Here is a 14498-nt window from a genome sequence, read left to right on the forward strand (position 1 = left end):
TGCACTGGCCCTGCTCCGGTAAACAGGGCAGAATGAAGAGCCATGCAGCCGAAACCTGACCCTACCCTCGCCCCGGTTTCTTCCCCCACTGCTCCTGCCAGTGCCAAGGACTCCCCCTGCGCCCGGCAGAAGGCCCGGCGTGCCCGGTTCGTACATGGCAGCATCATGCGCCATGTCGTCACCATGGCCGGGACGGGGGCCATCGGGCTGATGGCCGTCTTTTTCGTGGACCTGCTCAATTTCTTCTACATCTCACACCTGCATGACCCGACGCTGACGGCAGCCATCGCCTTCGCCACGTCCCTGGGATTCGTGCAGGTGGCCGTCTCTCTGGGCATGTCCATCGGGCTAGGAGCCAGTACCGGCCGGCTGATCGGGGCCTGCCGTCATTTCCGGGCCAGACGGCAGGCATCCGCCTTTCTGGTGCTCATGCTCGCCGTGACCAGCACGCTGGGGCTCGTCACGGCCTTTCTGGCCCGCCCCCTGCTGGCCCTGCTCGGTGCCCACGGTGCCGCACTGGACCATGCCACGCATTTTCTCTACATCACCTCGCCCGCCCTGCCGCTGGTCTGCCTCGGCATGGCCCTCTCCTCCCTGCTGCGGGCCGTGGGGGATGCCAGAAGTGCCATGCGGGTCACCCTGACGGGAGCAGCCTGCACGGTCATCGTGGACCCCGTCCTGATCTTTGGCCTGCATCTGGGGCTGGAAGGGGCGGCCATCAGCACGGTCCTGTCCCGCTGTGTCATCTCCCTCAGCGGCTTCCTCAATCTCCGGGGACATGACATGCTGGAACGCCCCCGCCTGAGGACGATCCCCAATGCCAGCCGGGCCATAGGGGCCATCGCCCTGCCTGCCATCGGCACCAACATGGCCACCCCCATAGGCAATCTCATCGTCACGCACTCCATGTCCCGTTTCGGGCTGGAGGCCGTCTCCGGGCAGGCCGTGGTGGACCGCATGGTGCCGGTCGCCTTTGCCTTCGTCTTTGCCCTGACAGGCTCCGTCGGCCCCATCATGGCCCAGAATCTGGGGGCACGGCAGCCGGACCGGGTGAAGGAGACCTTCCTCTGCACCCTCAAGCTCACGGCCCTCTGCGTCGGGCTGGACTGGCTGGTCTTTGCCCTGGGTGAACCGCTGATCCTCCAGATATTCCACGTTCAGGGTGCCGGGGTGGAGCTTGTACGGCTCTTCTGCCACTGGGCCGTGGCCAGCTACATGTTTGTCGGGCTGCTCTTCGTCTCCAACACGGCCTTCAACAATCTGGGACACCCGCTCTATTCCACGGCCTTCAACTGGGGCAGGGCCACGGTGGGGACCATTCCCTTCATCGCCGTCGGCATCCATTACGGGCCGAGAGGGGTGATGATCGGTCAGGCACTGGGCGTCACGCTCATAGGCTCACTGGCCCTCGTTGCCGCCCTCACCGTCATCCACCGCCTCGGCCAGACTCTGCCCCAGCGGAAAGGAAAAATGCGCTAGCCCCTCCTGCCTGCGAACACGTCCCGGTAGAAAGCCAGCTCCCGGGCGAGGGAATCCGCAATCACCCCGGCATCCCGAAAGCCGTGCCCTTCTCCCGGATAGACATGCAGGGATGAAGCCGGAAGCTGCTTCTGCAAAGCCTGCCCCTGAGACAGCGGCACGACACGGTCCGCATCCCCATGCAGGAACAGGACAGGAGCCGTGATCTTCTCCGGCCATGACAGGGGAGACCGGGCCAGATACACGGCCTCCTCCTCCGGCCACGGAGCCACGAGACCATCCAGATACCGGGCCTCGAAACGGTGCGTCTCCTCGGCCAGTGCCCGAAGGTCCGTCACGCCATAGAGCGATGTTCCGGCCACGAACAGGTCGGACCGGGCCAGAACAGAAAGGACCGTCAGCCCTCCGGCACTGCTGCCCCGGATGACACAACGTTGCGGGTCCACCAGCCCCCGCTCGATCACCCCCTGAACCGCCCGGCAGCAGTCCTGCACGTCCAGCACGCCCCATTGGCCATCCAGTGCCGCCCGATAGGCCCGACCAAAACCGGTGGACCCACGATAATTGACATCCAGCACCGCAAAGCCCCGGGATGTCCACCACTGAACCTTAAAGGACAGGTCCGTCCGGGCCTGCCCGGTCGGACCTCCATGAACGATCACCACGAGAGGGGGCTTTCCCGTCACCTTTTCACAGTGCGGCCCCCGGGCGGGAGGATAGAACTGGGCATGAAGCGGCCCCGGCCCATTCTCCACGGGGAAGGACAGCGTCTCCGGCAGGGCGATGTCCGCAGGGACAACATGAGGTGGCAGCTCCCAGGCCCTGCGAATGATCTCCCGGTCTTCCGCAGCTCCATCCAGCGTGCCGAGCATCAGGGCAGGGGGACCATCCGGCGGGCTGTTCAGCCATGCAAAACGTGATCCTCCCTCCAGCGGCACGGGAACATCATCTGGCACGGCCCCTGCCAGCACGTCCCGCCAGCCTGAAGCCGGTTCATGCAGCAGGGTTACCGGCACGCCCTGCCGCACGCCACGGGCCAGCAGCCGCCCCCCCGGCAGGGCCGCACAGCAGGACTGCCCGAACACCCAGGCAGGCAGCCCCACCTCGGCCGGAGCCGGGGACAGAGGACAGGCCCGCCATGCCGTGCCGCCCCCGGTGGTTTCTTCAGGCTCGAAAGCAACCGGCGTCCAGTGCCGGTCAGACTCATGCGCGGCACCAGCCGGAGCGGCATCGGACAGCGCATGAAGCCGCCGCCCGTCCCAGAACGGCCCCATGACGCTACAGTCCTGCCCCGTTCCACCAGTCAGGCAGACCGTCCCGCCCGCACCGGACAGGTCCGTCACATACAGGCCCGTTTCCGTCCACGGCATGTGCGGATTCTGCCATGCAATGAAGGCCAGAAACCGCCCATCAGGCGAGAGCCGGGGCGACATGTAAAAATCCGCTCCGCTCTGGAGGGAGCGGATCCGCCCCTGTGCATCAACCTCCACAAGGTCGGCCTTTTCCTCCCCGGAGGACGTCTCCACTTCCCGCACGCAGACGAGCCGTCCGTCCTGAAGGGACAGGTCCGCATAACGATATGTCACGCCATCATCACCGGCAGCCGGGCAGAGCGGTTGGGCGGCCTGACCGTTGCGGCTCCGCCAGAGGCCACCCTGCCTGCTGTCGCTGAACAGCACGACCATGTCCGGCCCATGACGTTCCGCAGCCCAGGCCCCGCCACCATAGACATGCATGTCCGTACCCACCTGAGCCTCTGGTGGGGTGAGGTCGTGCAGGGTGCCATCCGGCGCACGCCCGACCACGACACTCCGGCCCTGTTCATCCGGCCGCCGCTCCAGCCAGAGCAGCCACCCCGCCACGGCCCTGATCTCCGAGAGGCTGCGTGTCCGGCGTGTCATCAGCTCCGGCGTGACCCAGGGCAGGGAAGGGGCTGCGGTCATGATGTCTCTCCTGCAAAAACGCTCTTGCCTTGTTTCTGGCTGCCCCGGTATCCTGCACGGAAAGAATGTCGGCAGGCCATCACTGGACGCCGGTTTTCCCCGGCTGGACTGGTACAGCGCAACGTCCCCTTTACTAGAGGAAGCTCGTCCCCTGATACAGCATCTCTCCACCTTTCTCGAGCATCTTCCCCCGCTCTACGCCTATCTGACGCTGGGGCTGATCATCATGCTGGAAAGCACAGGCATCCCCCTGCCTGCTGAAAGCCTGCTGATCTTCGCCTCGCTGTATGCCTCCCACACGCATCATCTTACGCCAGAGGGGCTGGTCATCTTTGCAGTCAGCGGGGCCATCATCGGGGACAATATCGGCTATCTAATCGGCCATCGCCTCGGCTATCCCCTGCTGGAGAAATATGGCCACAGGGTCGGCCTGCATCAGGACCGTCTCATCCTGGGCCGCTATCTTTTCCGCCGGTTTGGCGGGGCAGGGGTGCTGCTGGGGCGTTTCATCGCCTTTCTGCGCATTCTCATTGCCATCCTTGCCGGGGCTTCACGCATGCCCTGGCTGCCTTTCTCATTCTACAATGCCGCTGGTGGACTGCTCTGGGGCGTATGTTACGTTTTCGTTCCATATGAACTCGGGAACCAGATCGACAGCTTCACCGGCCCGGTCGGCATAGGGCTGGCTGTCTGCATCATCTCACTGCTGGTCGGGTCCTTCTTCTTCCTCCGCCACCATGAACATGCCCTCATCAAGAAAGCCGTTGCGGATGAGAAACGGTTTGAAGCCAGAAAGAAACGGACACACCGCCACTAATCTGGATTCAGAGACTGCTCCTGTTCCAGAAATGACACCCCTTGCAGAACCAGTATGGCCTTGTTCAGGAAATATGGTTAATCTTCTCTTGATTACACCATGACATCCCCTGAAAGGTCAGTCCATGTCATATCTTAAAAGACAGTCCAGCTTCTCCCGGAGCCTGCATCACTGCTTTGCCAACTACTGCAACTTCATGGGGCGCACGTCACGCGCCGATTTCTGGCTGTTTTTTCTGCTGCTTTTCCTGACGGGCATCTTTTTCAGCCTGATCGTGGGAACCGCCCTGATCCAGGCCATAATGGCCATGCCACACCCACCCTATAATACAGAAATCACCGCCTACATCCCGCTGGCCACCAGCATGACATTTTACCTCTACTTCATCTCCCTCATGTACATCGTTTACTGGGTGTCGCTGATTCCCTTCATGTCCGCCTGTGTCAGGCGGCTGCATGACGCAGGCAGGTCAGGCTGGTGGCTTCTCCTGTCCCTGACCATCGTGGGCCTCCTGCCACTCTTCATTTTCTTCTGTCTCAGGAGCGAGCCTCATGAAAACAGATACGGCCACCCTCCCTACAACTGCTGAAAAACATGAAAAAGGGGGGAGACTTTTCTCCTCCCTTACGGTCTCACCACGATCATGATGACGATGAGGACCATCAGGATGGTCGGCACCTCATTGGCAATACGATAGAAACGCTCGCTCCTCAGGTTCCGGCCTGCGGCAAAGTCACGACGCCAGACAGAGCAGGCACCGTGAAACATGAACAGGCCCAGCAGACAGAAAACCTTGACCCACCACCAGCCGGAGGACCAGCTCACCACCCCCGGGAGAGAGGCCATCAGGGCACCGGTGAAAAAGGTCACGATCATGGCCGGGGCCATGATCTGCTTCTGAAGGCGACGCTCCATCAGGCAGAAACGGGTATTTTCCTCGGAGCCGGGCCTTATCTGCGTATGATAGACGAACAGCCGGGGCAGATAGAACAGCCCTGCCATCCATGACACGAAAGCCATGATGTGCAGTGAGACAAACCAGTTCAGATGCTTCAGCAGAAACAGTGCCATAATCCCGTTACCTTCCGTTCTTCCCGCCTCCATCATGGGGCGGCCTTCCCGCACATCAGGCAGCCTATCCGGCTGTCATGTCATTTCCGGGACAGGGCCACCTCGAGAAGAGGCATGACCTCATCGAGATGCTCCACCCGCACGAATCCCTCCACGGGCCAGAAGCCCGGCAGGGGATGGGATGCCGGACGCAGCAGGATGCAGGACATGCCAGCCCGACGGGCCGCTTCCGCTCCCGTGTCGCTGTCCTCGATCACCACCGTTTCCTCAGGCCGGACATCTTCCGCCTCGGCCCCATGCAGATAGACGGCCGGGTCCGGTTTGGGACGCCCCATATCGGCGGCCGAATGGATGCGGGCCTCCGGCAGGAGACGGTCCATCCCGGTGAAACCGAATTTTGCCTCCATCTCCGCCATGGACGAGTTGGAACCGACACGGACAGGAACATGCCGTGCCGCCAGAGCCTCCAGCAGGGGAACGGCTCCCGCCACGGGTGCGGTGCCCTCTTTCATGAGCCTGACGAGATTGTCCCGCATTTTCGTGTGGGTGTCCGGGGGCAGGGGATGGCCCAGCTCCGCCTCCAGCTCCTTCACCACATCCGGCAGGGCCTTGCCCGAAAAACGGGCCAGCCCTTCCTCATCCGACATGCTCAGGCCCAGCGACCGGGCGAAACCTGCCGTCGCCCGGCAGGATGGCCCCTCACTGTCGATCAGCACGCCATCACAGTCGAAAATGACCAGCTTCAGCCCTGATCTCAGTGCCTGTTTCATGACTGGACGTCCCTGATCGTCTCAACCAGCGTGGCCACATGCTCCGGCGGCGTGGTCTTGATGACCCCATGCCCCAGATTGAACACATGCGGCCGCCCCCTGAGGCTGTCCCGGATGCAGCGGGCTTCCACCTTCAGGGCCTCGCCACCATTCAGCAGGATCATCGGGTCAAGATTGCCCTGGAGGGTCACCGTCTCGGGCACCATCTCAGCCACCTTGGCCATGTCCGCCACCGTATCGAGGGCCAGAGCGTTGATGCCGGTCTTCTCGGCATATTCCGCCACCATGACACCGCCCAGACGGGGGAAGCCGATCAGCGGCACATCAGGATGACGGGCACGGATATGGGCGACGATCTGCCGTGTCGGCTCGATCACATGACGGCGGAAAGCCTCCGGCGGCAGGATGCCTCCCCAGGAATCGAACAGCATGACCGCTTCCGCTCCGGCCTCGATCTGGCCACACAGCATCTCTGCCGTATTGCGGGTCAGAATCTCCATCAGCCTGTCGAACAGGGCCGGGTCCTTCTGCATCATCGCCCGGATATGGGCGAAATCACGGGAACTGCCTCCCTCGACCATGTAGCAGGCCACCGTGAAGGGGCTGCCCGCAAAGCCGAGCAGGGTCGTCTCTTCCGGCAGTTCCACACGCAGGCGGCGCAGGGCCTCCCGCACGGGGGCGACCGCTTCCATCATCCGGCCCTCATCCAGCCGGGCGAGATCAAGCTCGCTGCGGATGGGCGTCATCACCGGGCCACGCCCTTCCTCAAAGCGCAGGTCCTGTCCCATCGCCCAGGGAAGAATGAGGATGTCCGAGAACAGGATCGCCCCGTCCATGCCATAGCGGCGGACGGGTTGCAGGGTCAGCTCCACGGCGATGTCGGGCGTCATGCAGCGTGTGATGAAGTCCGCCTGCTCCCGCATGGCCCGGAACTCCGGCAGATAACGCCCCGCCTGCCGCATCAGCCAGACGGGCGGCGGCCAGACGGCCTCACCCCGCAAGGCCCGCAGAAGCGGCTTGTCCTGTCTGTCCATCCCCGGGGGAACTGCTCTGTCCTGCTGTGTCATGCCTGCGCCCTGTTCAAAATTCCGGAAAAGGGAGGGGGAGTCACGCCCCTGCCACGGCCATATCCATGATGGCATCCATATATGGCTATCCTTGCCCCGCAGGGGCGGCGGGCGTCAACTGTGGAATGAGGCACTGTCATGCGACGGAATGATATGATAGCGGCTGTCCGGTCATCTGCACGGAGGTTCCCCCCATGCCTGTTCTTGCCAGCGGCTCTGCCATCCGGCTTCAGCTTCTTCACGCTGCCGGAGTGCCCGTCACGGCCAGCCCGGTTGATGTGGATGAAGACGCCCTGCGCCGGAAGGCCGAAACGGAGGGCCTCTCCCTACGGGACACGGCTCTTGCCCTGGCCCATGCCAAGGCAGAAGCAGCCTCCGGCCAGCACCCCGGACGGTTCATCATCGCTGCGGACCAGATTCTGGAACTGGAAGGCAGGGCCTTCGCCAAACCGGCTGACCTGACCGAGGCCCGCACCCATCTTCTGGCCCTGCGGAGCCGGACCCATGCCCTCCATGCCGCCGTAACCCTCTGGAAGGACGGTCAGCCTCTCTGGTCCCACGTCAGCAGCCCGACCCTGACCATGCGCTCCTTTTCGGAGGCGTTTCTGGACGACTATCTCCAGAAGGAAGGGAAAGCCCTTCTTCACTGCGTGGGATGCTACCGGATCGAAGGGCTGGGCATCCAGCTTTTTGACACCGTCACCGGCAGCAGCGATGCCATCGCCGGGCTGCCGCTCATCCCGCTGCTTGCCGCCCTGCGTCGGCACGGTGTCCTGCCAGACTGACAGGCGACAGGAACGTCCCGCAACATTTTATGAAAAAATTTGCCGATACCCCCTTGCCTTCTCCTCCCATGTGAGGATATATGCTCCCCACACGGTGCGTCACGGATGCGCCGCAAAAGTGGGGCCATAGCTCAGTTGGGAGAGCGCTTGAATGGCATTCAAGAGGTCGTCGGTTCGATCCCGATTGGCTCCACCAAATTTCCTCTTAAAACATGCCTTATTTTCTTCTGTCGGCCATCTGGTCTGACTGATAGCGTACCTGTGCCATGACAGGTGCGCGACGGAAACATTCCACCCGGACGGATCAGCTCCTTCGGAGAGCGAGGGCCTTCTTCCAGCCCGGCTGGTGGAGTTTCAGCCTGCGCATATGGGCTGCCCTCACGCTGTCCCTGGGCGTCGCTTTCTGGGCGCAGATCGACTCCCCGGCCAGTGCCGCCGTGACCGTGATGCTGCTTGCACAGCCCCTGCGGGGACAGGCTCTCAGCAAGGCCTTCTACCGTGTCGTGGGAACCCTGATCGGCGGCGTGGTCGCCCTCTGCCTTGTCTCCATGTTCGGGCAGGAACGGCAGCTTCTTCTGGGAGGCTGCGCCGTCTGGATGGCCATATGCGCCTATGTCGGCACGCTGCGGCGGGGATTCCGGGCCTATGGTGCCCTGCTTTCGGGCTATGTCGTGGCCCTGATCGCCATTGCCCACATTGATGCGCCGCAGAATGCCTTTGATGTCACGGTGGCCCGCGTGTCCACCGTGATGATCGGCGTGGCCTCCATCGCCACGGTGGCCCTGCTTTCCGGCACGCCCCATGTCTGGCAGAAGCTCACGCGCAGCCTTCAGAAAACCGCTGCCGAAGTGCGCCACGAGACCCGTATGGCCCTTGACGAGGCCGTTCCCTCTCTCACATCGCTGGAAACCGTCGCCCTTTCCAGCACGGTCTTCTCCCTTGCCAATCAGGTCCATGACACCCGGACGGAACTACCCAAAGGCCGCCTGAGAGCAAAGGGGGCACAGGTCTGCCTGATCGGCATGGTGACGGCCCTGTCCTGCTGCCGCAGCCTTCTGGCCCTCATGCGCCATGCCACTGTCAGCCCCGCAGTGCTGGCCCTGACCCGGTCGGACATACATGCGCCATCAGGAACGGACCGGGAAGCCATTCTGGCCGACCTCCTGCAGCGTCTGCCCCCGGAATCCCCACGGCTGAGCCGGGCCGATGCCTGGCGGCTGGAACGTACGGCCAGCCTGATCGCCAGCCGTCATGGCAGCCGCATGGGCCTCAACACGCTTCTGAAAGCCTCCCCCTTGGGCAAGGTGAGGGCCATGAGCCAGTTCGCCTTCCATCCGGACAAGGTGGCGGCCCTCATCAACGCCATCAGGGTGCTGCTCTGCTTCAGTGCGGCGGCGGCCCTGTTCATCGGCAGCGGCCTGCCCAATGCCTCCACGGCCCTTTCACAATGCGCCATGCTGCTCTGCCTGGGCATCACGCAGCCCAACAGTGCCTCATTCGGGCGGGGCATCCTGATCGGCACGCCACTGGGAATCCTGACAGCAGGCATAACCTCCTTCTTCATCCTACCTCACATCGGCACCATGGCAGGCATGGCCATCGTCATGCTCTTTCAGGTCATGTTCAGCTGCCTGCTCATCATCAATCCCACGACAGCCGCCGCAGGCTCACATTACGGGGCGTTTTTCTTCGTCTTTCTGGGGCTGAACAATCACCACGACTATAACCTCCTCAGCTTCGTGGACCGGAACACCTTCTATCTCTGTGCGGCCGGTATAACGGCCTTCTTCCTCATCCTGTTCCTGCCCCCACGCCCACGGCGGACCCGTTTCCGCATAACCCTGTCCATCGCCAGGGAGCTGGAACGGCAGTTCTCCTTCATGTCCCCGCCCTTCACGCCGGCCCTGCTCAGCCGCAAATATGACCGGCTCCATCAGCTCCACACGCTCAGCCAGGCCATCAGCCAGGAGGGGAAAGGGAAGGCGGCATGGCGGGTCTGTGAACGCTTCATCAGTCTGGCGGACCTCACCACGGCTCTGGCCCGGCTGGAGCTGGACCTGAAAACGGCCCGCCAGTATCCATCCCTCACCACGCTGGCCGAGACCATACAGGCGGACCTGACCCGGATGACGCTCTTTTCACTGGAAGAACATCTCCCCCTCATGGCAGAGAAGATGCTCTCACAGGCCCAGCTTCCGGACGATCACGCCCATGTCACGGCGGTCCTGTGTGCTGCGGGGCTGGCAGAGGTCCATTTCCTTCTCAGGAAGAACAGGTCCGCCCTCCGCCATTACGGGATAGGACGCAGACGATGGTAAACCATCACCTTGTCATCAATCTGGATGGGCTGTTCGTCTCGTCCTTCATCATCGACCTTGCCCTCGCCCTGCTGGGCACCTTCCTGCTACGCCTCACCCTCCAGCGTGTGAGGCTGTGGCGTTTCTTTGCCAACCCGCCACTGGCCCAGTTCGCCATCATGATCTGCCTGCTGGGCCTGTTCACCATCCTGCTGTAAGAAACGGCAGTCACCCGAAAGCCAGAGGGACCCGGTGTTTACACGAGCCTACCGCCTCATCCGTTTTTCCGTCACGGCCTCCATCCTCTGCGTGGCCGGGTTCGTGGCCGTCGTTCTCTGGGACTATTACACCGCCGCTCCGTGGACCCGTAACGGGCAGGTGCGCGTGCAGGTGGCCAACATCGCCCCCCGTGTCTCCGGGCAGATCATCACCGTGCCGGTGCATGACAACCAGCAGGTCCATGCCGGGGACGTGCTGTATATCATCGACCCGTTCGACTATCAGGTGGCCCTCGAAAAAGCCGATGCCGATGTGAACAAGGCCAAGGCGGACCTCGAGTTCCGCCTGAACCAGGCCAGATGGCGGCATGCCATCCCGGGAGCGGCCGTCTCGCAGGAAGAAAAGACGCAATATGAGGCTCTGGCACAGCAGGCCCGGGCCATCTACAGCACGGCACTGGCCCAGCGCAGACAGGCCCAGATCAATCTGGACCGCACGACGGTCCGCAGCTCCATAGATGGCGTCATCACCAACCTGACCATGAGACCGGGAGACTATGCCTCCGCCGGACAGGTGAACATCCATGTCATCGACACCAGCTCATTCTGGGTGGACGGGTATTTCGAGGAAGTGAAGGTGCATGACCTCAGCGTGGGAGACCCTGTCCGCATGGACCTGATGGGCTATCACACCCCGCTTTATGGGCATGTCCACAGCATCACCCGTGGCATTGCGAGCAGGAACGCCCTGACAAATGCCCTCGGCCTGCCCACCGTGGACCCTGTCTATACATGGGTGAGGCTGGCGCAGCGCATTCCCGTCCGCATCAGTCTGGATGCCATCCCGCCGGACCTCAACCTCGCTGCCGGCATGACCGTCACCGTCACGGCCATTTCCGAGAAAGGCAACAGGCGGCGGCGCAGCAACGAGGATGCCTTCCAGCATCTCAGTGACGATCTCCGCCACCTCTTCGGCTACAAGTAAGAGAGAAGGGGCCTGCCAGACAGGGAGAGCAGGCCCCGGATGCTGTCAGGCCTGCCGGGCGACCTGCTCCCGGGCTGCCATCTCACGGGGCACACCACCGGACCGCAGCAGATTCCTCAGCTTCCTGACGATGGGAAAGACCTCGATGTTCCGGTCTCCTCCCTGCTCATTCCAGGCTTTCTGCTCCATCTCCACGATGTCCTTGTCCTCATGGAAGATGCGGTTGGTGAACACGCCCAACACCGGCCAGATGAGGTCCAGCACGAGCGGAACCTTGGGCCGCAGGACGGAGAGCAGACCGAATGTCTGGCAGCTCTGGCCATCTCCACTGTCCGGCACATAGACGGCAAAGAGCTGCATGATGAGGTCACCATCCTTGTCGTGAATGTGAAGGCTCTGATACGGGTATGACGTACGGATGGTCACGACCTCCTCCACCGGCTGAGGCTTGCTGGGATCGTATTTATGCTTCCCGAAGATCAGACGTTCCGCCAGAGGCTGGCCTTCGCTGCCCATACGGGCAAAGCTGTAACGGGCCTCCACATAGCCGTCCCCCTGGTCACCTCCCAGATAACGGGCCTTGATCTTTCCCATCTGCCGCCGGTGCAGGAACTGATGGTTCATGTCCATCAGGTTCTCATGCATGAACGTGTAATGACACTTCACGGAAGGATTGAAACGCCGGGTCTTGAAGGCCCTGTTGCCCACCTGTGCCAGTTCCGGCAGTGGCGTTTTCCAGGCCTTTTCCGCATCACCCGGAAAAATGAAGATCATCCCGCCCGTTTCGATGCAGGGATAGGGACGGACACAGTTGGGAATGCGGTTCTGGTTCTCGTCCCGACCCAGATAGGGAATGTCCTCACAGTCCCCTTTCCGGCTGTAGGCCCAGCCGTGATAGCCGCACTTGATCGTGTTGCCCTCCACGACCCCCTCACTGAGAGGAACCTGCCGATGGGCACATCTGTCTTCCAGCGCATAGACCTGCCCCCGTCTGGGGCGGACAAGCACGACAGGCTGGCCGCTGAAGTTGCGGCCAATCGCCTTTCCAGCCCTGAGGTCTTCGGACCAGGCGACGGGATACCAGTAATCAGGTGAAATATCGACCCGACGGAGGTCGTACTCTTTTTCCAACAATGTTTCAGTCATGATGATACCTCAAATACATTTACTACTTAGAGTGCGGGAGCATACCAGAACAGTGTTTTACACTGGCTGTTTCCACCCGGAAACCTTGCCCCTTTTTACCTATTTTTTGGCCGCCCTACAGGCGATAAGGTCTTCATCAGGAATCGACAGGCAATACCAAGACGCCTGTCCCGATAATGCATTTTCACTCCATTCCATTTCAGACCTACATACGCATGGACCACCCACGGCTCTGGGTCTGTTCAAACTCCTGTGTCTGCCCCTGAATGCTCGTCTGCCTCTGCTGGACATCAGCACCGGGGGAGGCCTGTACCTTATGAAGAAGATTCTGCCAGTACATTCCCGTATCAGACACGCTGGACATTTCAGACGTACGGACCGTTTTTTCCGGAAGCAGGATGGATTCGACGGTCTGTGCCTGTCTGGCCCTGTAGGCGTCATCAAGCACCTGACGGGTCTGGGAACCGACGAGGCCATCAACCTTCAGGCCATTGTCCCGCTGAAACTCTTCAACACCATATTTTGTCAAAGGACCAAATTTTCCATCAACGGACAGTTCCCTGCCATCCCGGCCCGTATAGTGCAGTGCATTGAGTTCATGCTGCACGTCAGAAACCCGATCACCATGAGAGCCTTCTTTCAGAAGCGGTACCGTCATGCGGGAAGACTCTCTTCCGACTGCATGGGACATTTCATGAACCGCCTCATGCCGCAAAGGCTCCACCTGCGGGTGAGGAGACGCTTCAGAATGGGAGGGAGCAGTTACATGAGGACTGGCCTGTGTCTGGAGAGCTGGAGACGCCTCTGCCCGCCTTACCTCATTCTCGGCAGGATGGACGGAATGTTCTGCCGCCCTGACACTTTGGGCAGCCTCTGCCGTCGTACTGGCGGTCTGTGTCTGTCTGGCCCGGCAGAGTACATCCAGCCTGCTCAGCGTATCACTGTCAGCGACACCGTGAGGCGTCAGACCATTGGCTTCCTGAAGCTTCGTTACCGCCGCCCTGGTCCTGGCATCATATAGGCCATCAACAGCAACATCATAACCGGCAATATTGAGCTTTTCCTGCAACCGGGTAATGTCTTCTTTTGGACTGCGGGAGAAGACCGTTGGTGGAACGACCTCTTCACTCACTGGCCGAGGGGTATAACCATTTTTAATGGCAGTATCCCATTCCCGAGCCCTGATTACCCGCTGATCTATGGCGTTTCTCCCACCATTGACGGTTCTTGTCAGATTTTCAGAGTCCATTGCAGCGTCAACAAGCAGTTTCCCGTGCTGCCTTCCTTTAAGATACTCAACGGCAGTCTCAGCTGCGATACGTGGATTGGCAGCAAGTTCGGGGTATTTTAGCAGATCGATGCCAAGTTTTTTGCCTATTGTCTCATAATTGTCATGCCCGGTAATCTGGTAATGCCCTCTCCCCTTGTAGAGATGGCCTTCTCCCTCTTTATTTTTCATTCTATGATCGTAGAGAAAGTCTCCCTTGGCGTCGGGGCTTATTTTATTAAAATCATCGACATCTTCCACAGTCCTTATTTGCCGTCTATGATGATCAAGATCGACAAACGTACGCGGCACATGGTGGGCCCTGTCGTACTTTTCACACTTGTCTAGAAAGCGTTCTTCCTCACGATCATTTCTATAGAAATAGGCAAGATTCTCTTCCATTTTTGTAAAATGCTGCGTCTCGACATCTGCTTGGGCCATATAATTAGATAACAAATTCCGAAGAGACCTACCTTCTGAGGTGTCTTTACTTAGAGCATTTAAATCCGCTCCTTCTCTTTTGAACTCCTCAAAAAATCTAATCATCACCAGATCAGCATAAGCTCTTTGTTTTCCTGTCAAATTCTGTAACGAGGAGGATGATTCTAAACTTTGGTGACGCCCGTTCCGCAATGACATTTTTTTCACCTATC

At 60.8% G+C, this 14498-nt stretch carries 13 protein-coding genes and 1 tRNA gene; 8 read left to right on the top strand and 6 right to left on the bottom strand.

Features of this window, described 5'->3' with window-relative positions:
- The first annotated feature begins 165 nt into the window (after positions 1 to 165).
- The gene (locus CPA56_RS07430; protein WP_182041477.1) at positions 166 to 1479 is read left to right on the top strand and encodes an MATE family efflux transporter; all 1314 of its coding nucleotides are present in this window, start codon (positions 166 to 168) and stop codon (positions 1477 to 1479) included.
- On the opposite strand, the gene CPA56_RS07435 is transcribed toward CPA56_RS07430, so the two are convergent.
- Positions 1476 to 3422 (bottom strand): S9 family peptidase, encoded by a 1947-nt coding sequence (locus CPA56_RS07435; protein WP_182041360.1) that lies wholly within the window; start codon positions 3420 to 3422, stop codon positions 1476 to 1478. The two genes, CPA56_RS07430 and CPA56_RS07435, sit on opposite strands and share 4 nt — an antisense overlap.
- Between CPA56_RS07435 and CPA56_RS07440 the strand changes: the two genes are divergently transcribed.
- Together CPA56_RS07440 and CPA56_RS07445 are read left to right on the top strand one after the other, a co-directional pair.
- Positions 3421 to 4239: a DedA family protein gene (locus tag CPA56_RS07440; protein WP_229707517.1), complete on the top strand. Its 819-nt coding sequence runs from the start codon at positions 3421 to 3423 to the stop codon at positions 4237 to 4239. The genes CPA56_RS07435 and CPA56_RS07440 overlap by 2 nt on opposite strands.
- Before the next feature lie 124 nt (positions 4240 to 4363).
- Positions 4364 to 4828, top strand: a complete 465-nt coding sequence (locus CPA56_RS07445) for a DUF805 domain-containing protein (protein WP_182041361.1) — start codon at positions 4364 to 4366, stop codon at positions 4826 to 4828.
- Positions 4829 to 4863: 35 nt separating this feature from the next.
- Here CPA56_RS07445 and hemJ read toward each other — a convergent pair whose 3' ends face one another.
- From hemJ to hemE, 3 genes are all read right to left on the bottom strand, one after another.
- Positions 4864 to 5310, bottom strand: coding sequence for a protoporphyrinogen oxidase HemJ (gene hemJ, locus CPA56_RS07450; protein WP_182041362.1), 447 nt, complete (start codon positions 5308 to 5310; stop codon positions 4864 to 4866).
- An 80-nt stretch (positions 5311 to 5390) separates the two neighbouring features.
- A complete protein-coding gene (locus CPA56_RS07455) occupies positions 5391 to 6080 on the bottom strand; it encodes an HAD family hydrolase (RefSeq protein ID WP_182041363.1) in 690 nt (229 codons plus the stop codon).
- The gene (hemE, locus tag CPA56_RS07460) at positions 6077 to 7114 is read right to left on the bottom strand and encodes a uroporphyrinogen decarboxylase (RefSeq protein WP_182041479.1); all 1038 of its coding nucleotides are present in this window, start codon (positions 7112 to 7114) and stop codon (positions 6077 to 6079) included. Before hemE ends, CPA56_RS07455 begins: the two co-directional genes overlap by 4 nt.
- Positions 7115 to 7341: 227 nt before the next feature.
- Between hemE and CPA56_RS07465 the strand changes: the two genes are divergently transcribed.
- The 5 genes from CPA56_RS07465 to CPA56_RS07485 all read left to right on the top strand — a co-directional run bounded on the left by CPA56_RS07465 (position 7342) and on the right by CPA56_RS07485 (position 11432).
- Positions 7342 to 7932 carry a Maf family protein gene (locus CPA56_RS07465; RefSeq protein ID WP_182041364.1) on the top strand — a complete coding sequence of 197 codons (591 nt, stop codon included), beginning with the start codon at positions 7342 to 7344 and terminating at the stop codon, positions 7930 to 7932.
- Between the two features lie 120 nt (positions 7933 to 8052).
- A tRNA-Ala gene (locus CPA56_RS07470) sits at positions 8053 to 8128 on the top strand.
- A 70-nt stretch (positions 8129 to 8198) separates the two neighbouring features.
- The gene (locus tag CPA56_RS07475; RefSeq protein ID WP_182041365.1) at positions 8199 to 10250 is read left to right on the top strand and encodes an FUSC family protein; all 2052 of its coding nucleotides are present in this window, start codon (positions 8199 to 8201) and stop codon (positions 10248 to 10250) included.
- Positions 10244 to 10447, top strand: a complete 204-nt coding sequence (locus CPA56_RS07480) for a DUF1656 domain-containing protein (RefSeq protein WP_182041366.1) — start codon at positions 10244 to 10246, stop codon at positions 10445 to 10447. Before CPA56_RS07475 ends, CPA56_RS07480 begins: the two co-directional genes overlap by 7 nt.
- A gap of 34 nt (positions 10448 to 10481) precedes the next feature.
- A complete protein-coding gene (locus CPA56_RS07485) occupies positions 10482 to 11432 on the top strand; it encodes an efflux RND transporter periplasmic adaptor subunit (protein ID WP_182041367.1) in 951 nt (316 codons plus the stop codon).
- Between the two features lie 45 nt (positions 11433 to 11477).
- On the opposite strand, the gene CPA56_RS07490 is transcribed toward CPA56_RS07485, so the two are convergent.
- Together CPA56_RS07490 and CPA56_RS07495 are read right to left on the bottom strand one after the other, a co-directional pair.
- Positions 11478 to 12578 (bottom strand): aromatic ring-hydroxylating oxygenase subunit alpha, encoded by a 1101-nt coding sequence (locus tag CPA56_RS07490; protein ID WP_182041368.1) that lies wholly within the window; start codon positions 12576 to 12578, stop codon positions 11478 to 11480.
- Positions 12579 to 12783: 205 nt separating this feature from the next.
- Complete coding sequence (locus tag CPA56_RS07495; protein WP_229707541.1) at positions 12784 to 14484, bottom strand: peptidoglycan-binding protein; 1701 nt, start codon at positions 14482 to 14484, stop codon at positions 12784 to 12786.
- Positions 14485 to 14498 lie beyond the last annotated feature (14 nt).

It is taken from the genome of Bombella mellum (genome assembly GCF_014048465.1).
Lineage (GTDB): Bacteria > Pseudomonadota > Alphaproteobacteria > Acetobacterales > Acetobacteraceae > Bombella > Bombella mellum.

Bases quoted from the DNA above. Each gene is read 5' to 3' on its own strand.
- CPA56_RS07430 (WP_182041477.1), top strand. From the start codon at position 166: ATGCGCCATGTCGTCACCATGGCCGGGACGGGGGCCATCGGGCTGATG.
- CPA56_RS07440 (WP_229707517.1), top strand. From the start codon at position 3,421: ATGATGTCTCTCCTGCAAAAACGCTCTTGCCTTGTTTCTGGCTGCCCC.
- CPA56_RS07435 (WP_182041360.1), bottom strand. From the start codon at position 3,422: ATGACCGCAGCCCCTTCCCTGCCCTGGGTCACGCCGGAGCTGATGACA.
- CPA56_RS07445 (WP_182041361.1), top strand. From the start codon at position 4,364: ATGTCATATCTTAAAAGACAGTCCAGCTTCTCCCGGAGCCTGCATCAC.
- hemJ (WP_182041362.1), bottom strand. From the start codon at position 5,310: ATGGCACTGTTTCTGCTGAAGCATCTGAACTGGTTTGTCTCACTGCAC.
- CPA56_RS07455 (WP_182041363.1), bottom strand. From the start codon at position 6,080: ATGAAACAGGCACTGAGATCAGGGCTGAAGCTGGTCATTTTCGACTGT.
- hemE (WP_182041479.1), bottom strand. From the start codon at position 7,114: ATGGACAGACAGGACAAGCCGCTTCTGCGGGCCTTGCGGGGTGAGGCC.
- CPA56_RS07465 (WP_182041364.1), top strand. From the start codon at position 7,342: ATGCCTGTTCTTGCCAGCGGCTCTGCCATCCGGCTTCAGCTTCTTCAC.
- CPA56_RS07475 (WP_182041365.1), top strand. From the start codon at position 8,199: ATGACAGGTGCGCGACGGAAACATTCCACCCGGACGGATCAGCTCCTT.
- CPA56_RS07480 (WP_182041366.1), top strand. From the start codon at position 10,244: ATGGTAAACCATCACCTTGTCATCAATCTGGATGGGCTGTTCGTCTCG.
- CPA56_RS07490 (WP_182041368.1), bottom strand. From the start codon at position 12,578: ATGACTGAAACATTGTTGGAAAAAGAGTACGACCTCCGTCGGGTCGAT.
- CPA56_RS07495 (WP_229707541.1), bottom strand. From the start codon at position 14,484: ATGTCATTGCGGAACGGGCGTCACCAAAGTTTAGAATCATCCTCCTCG.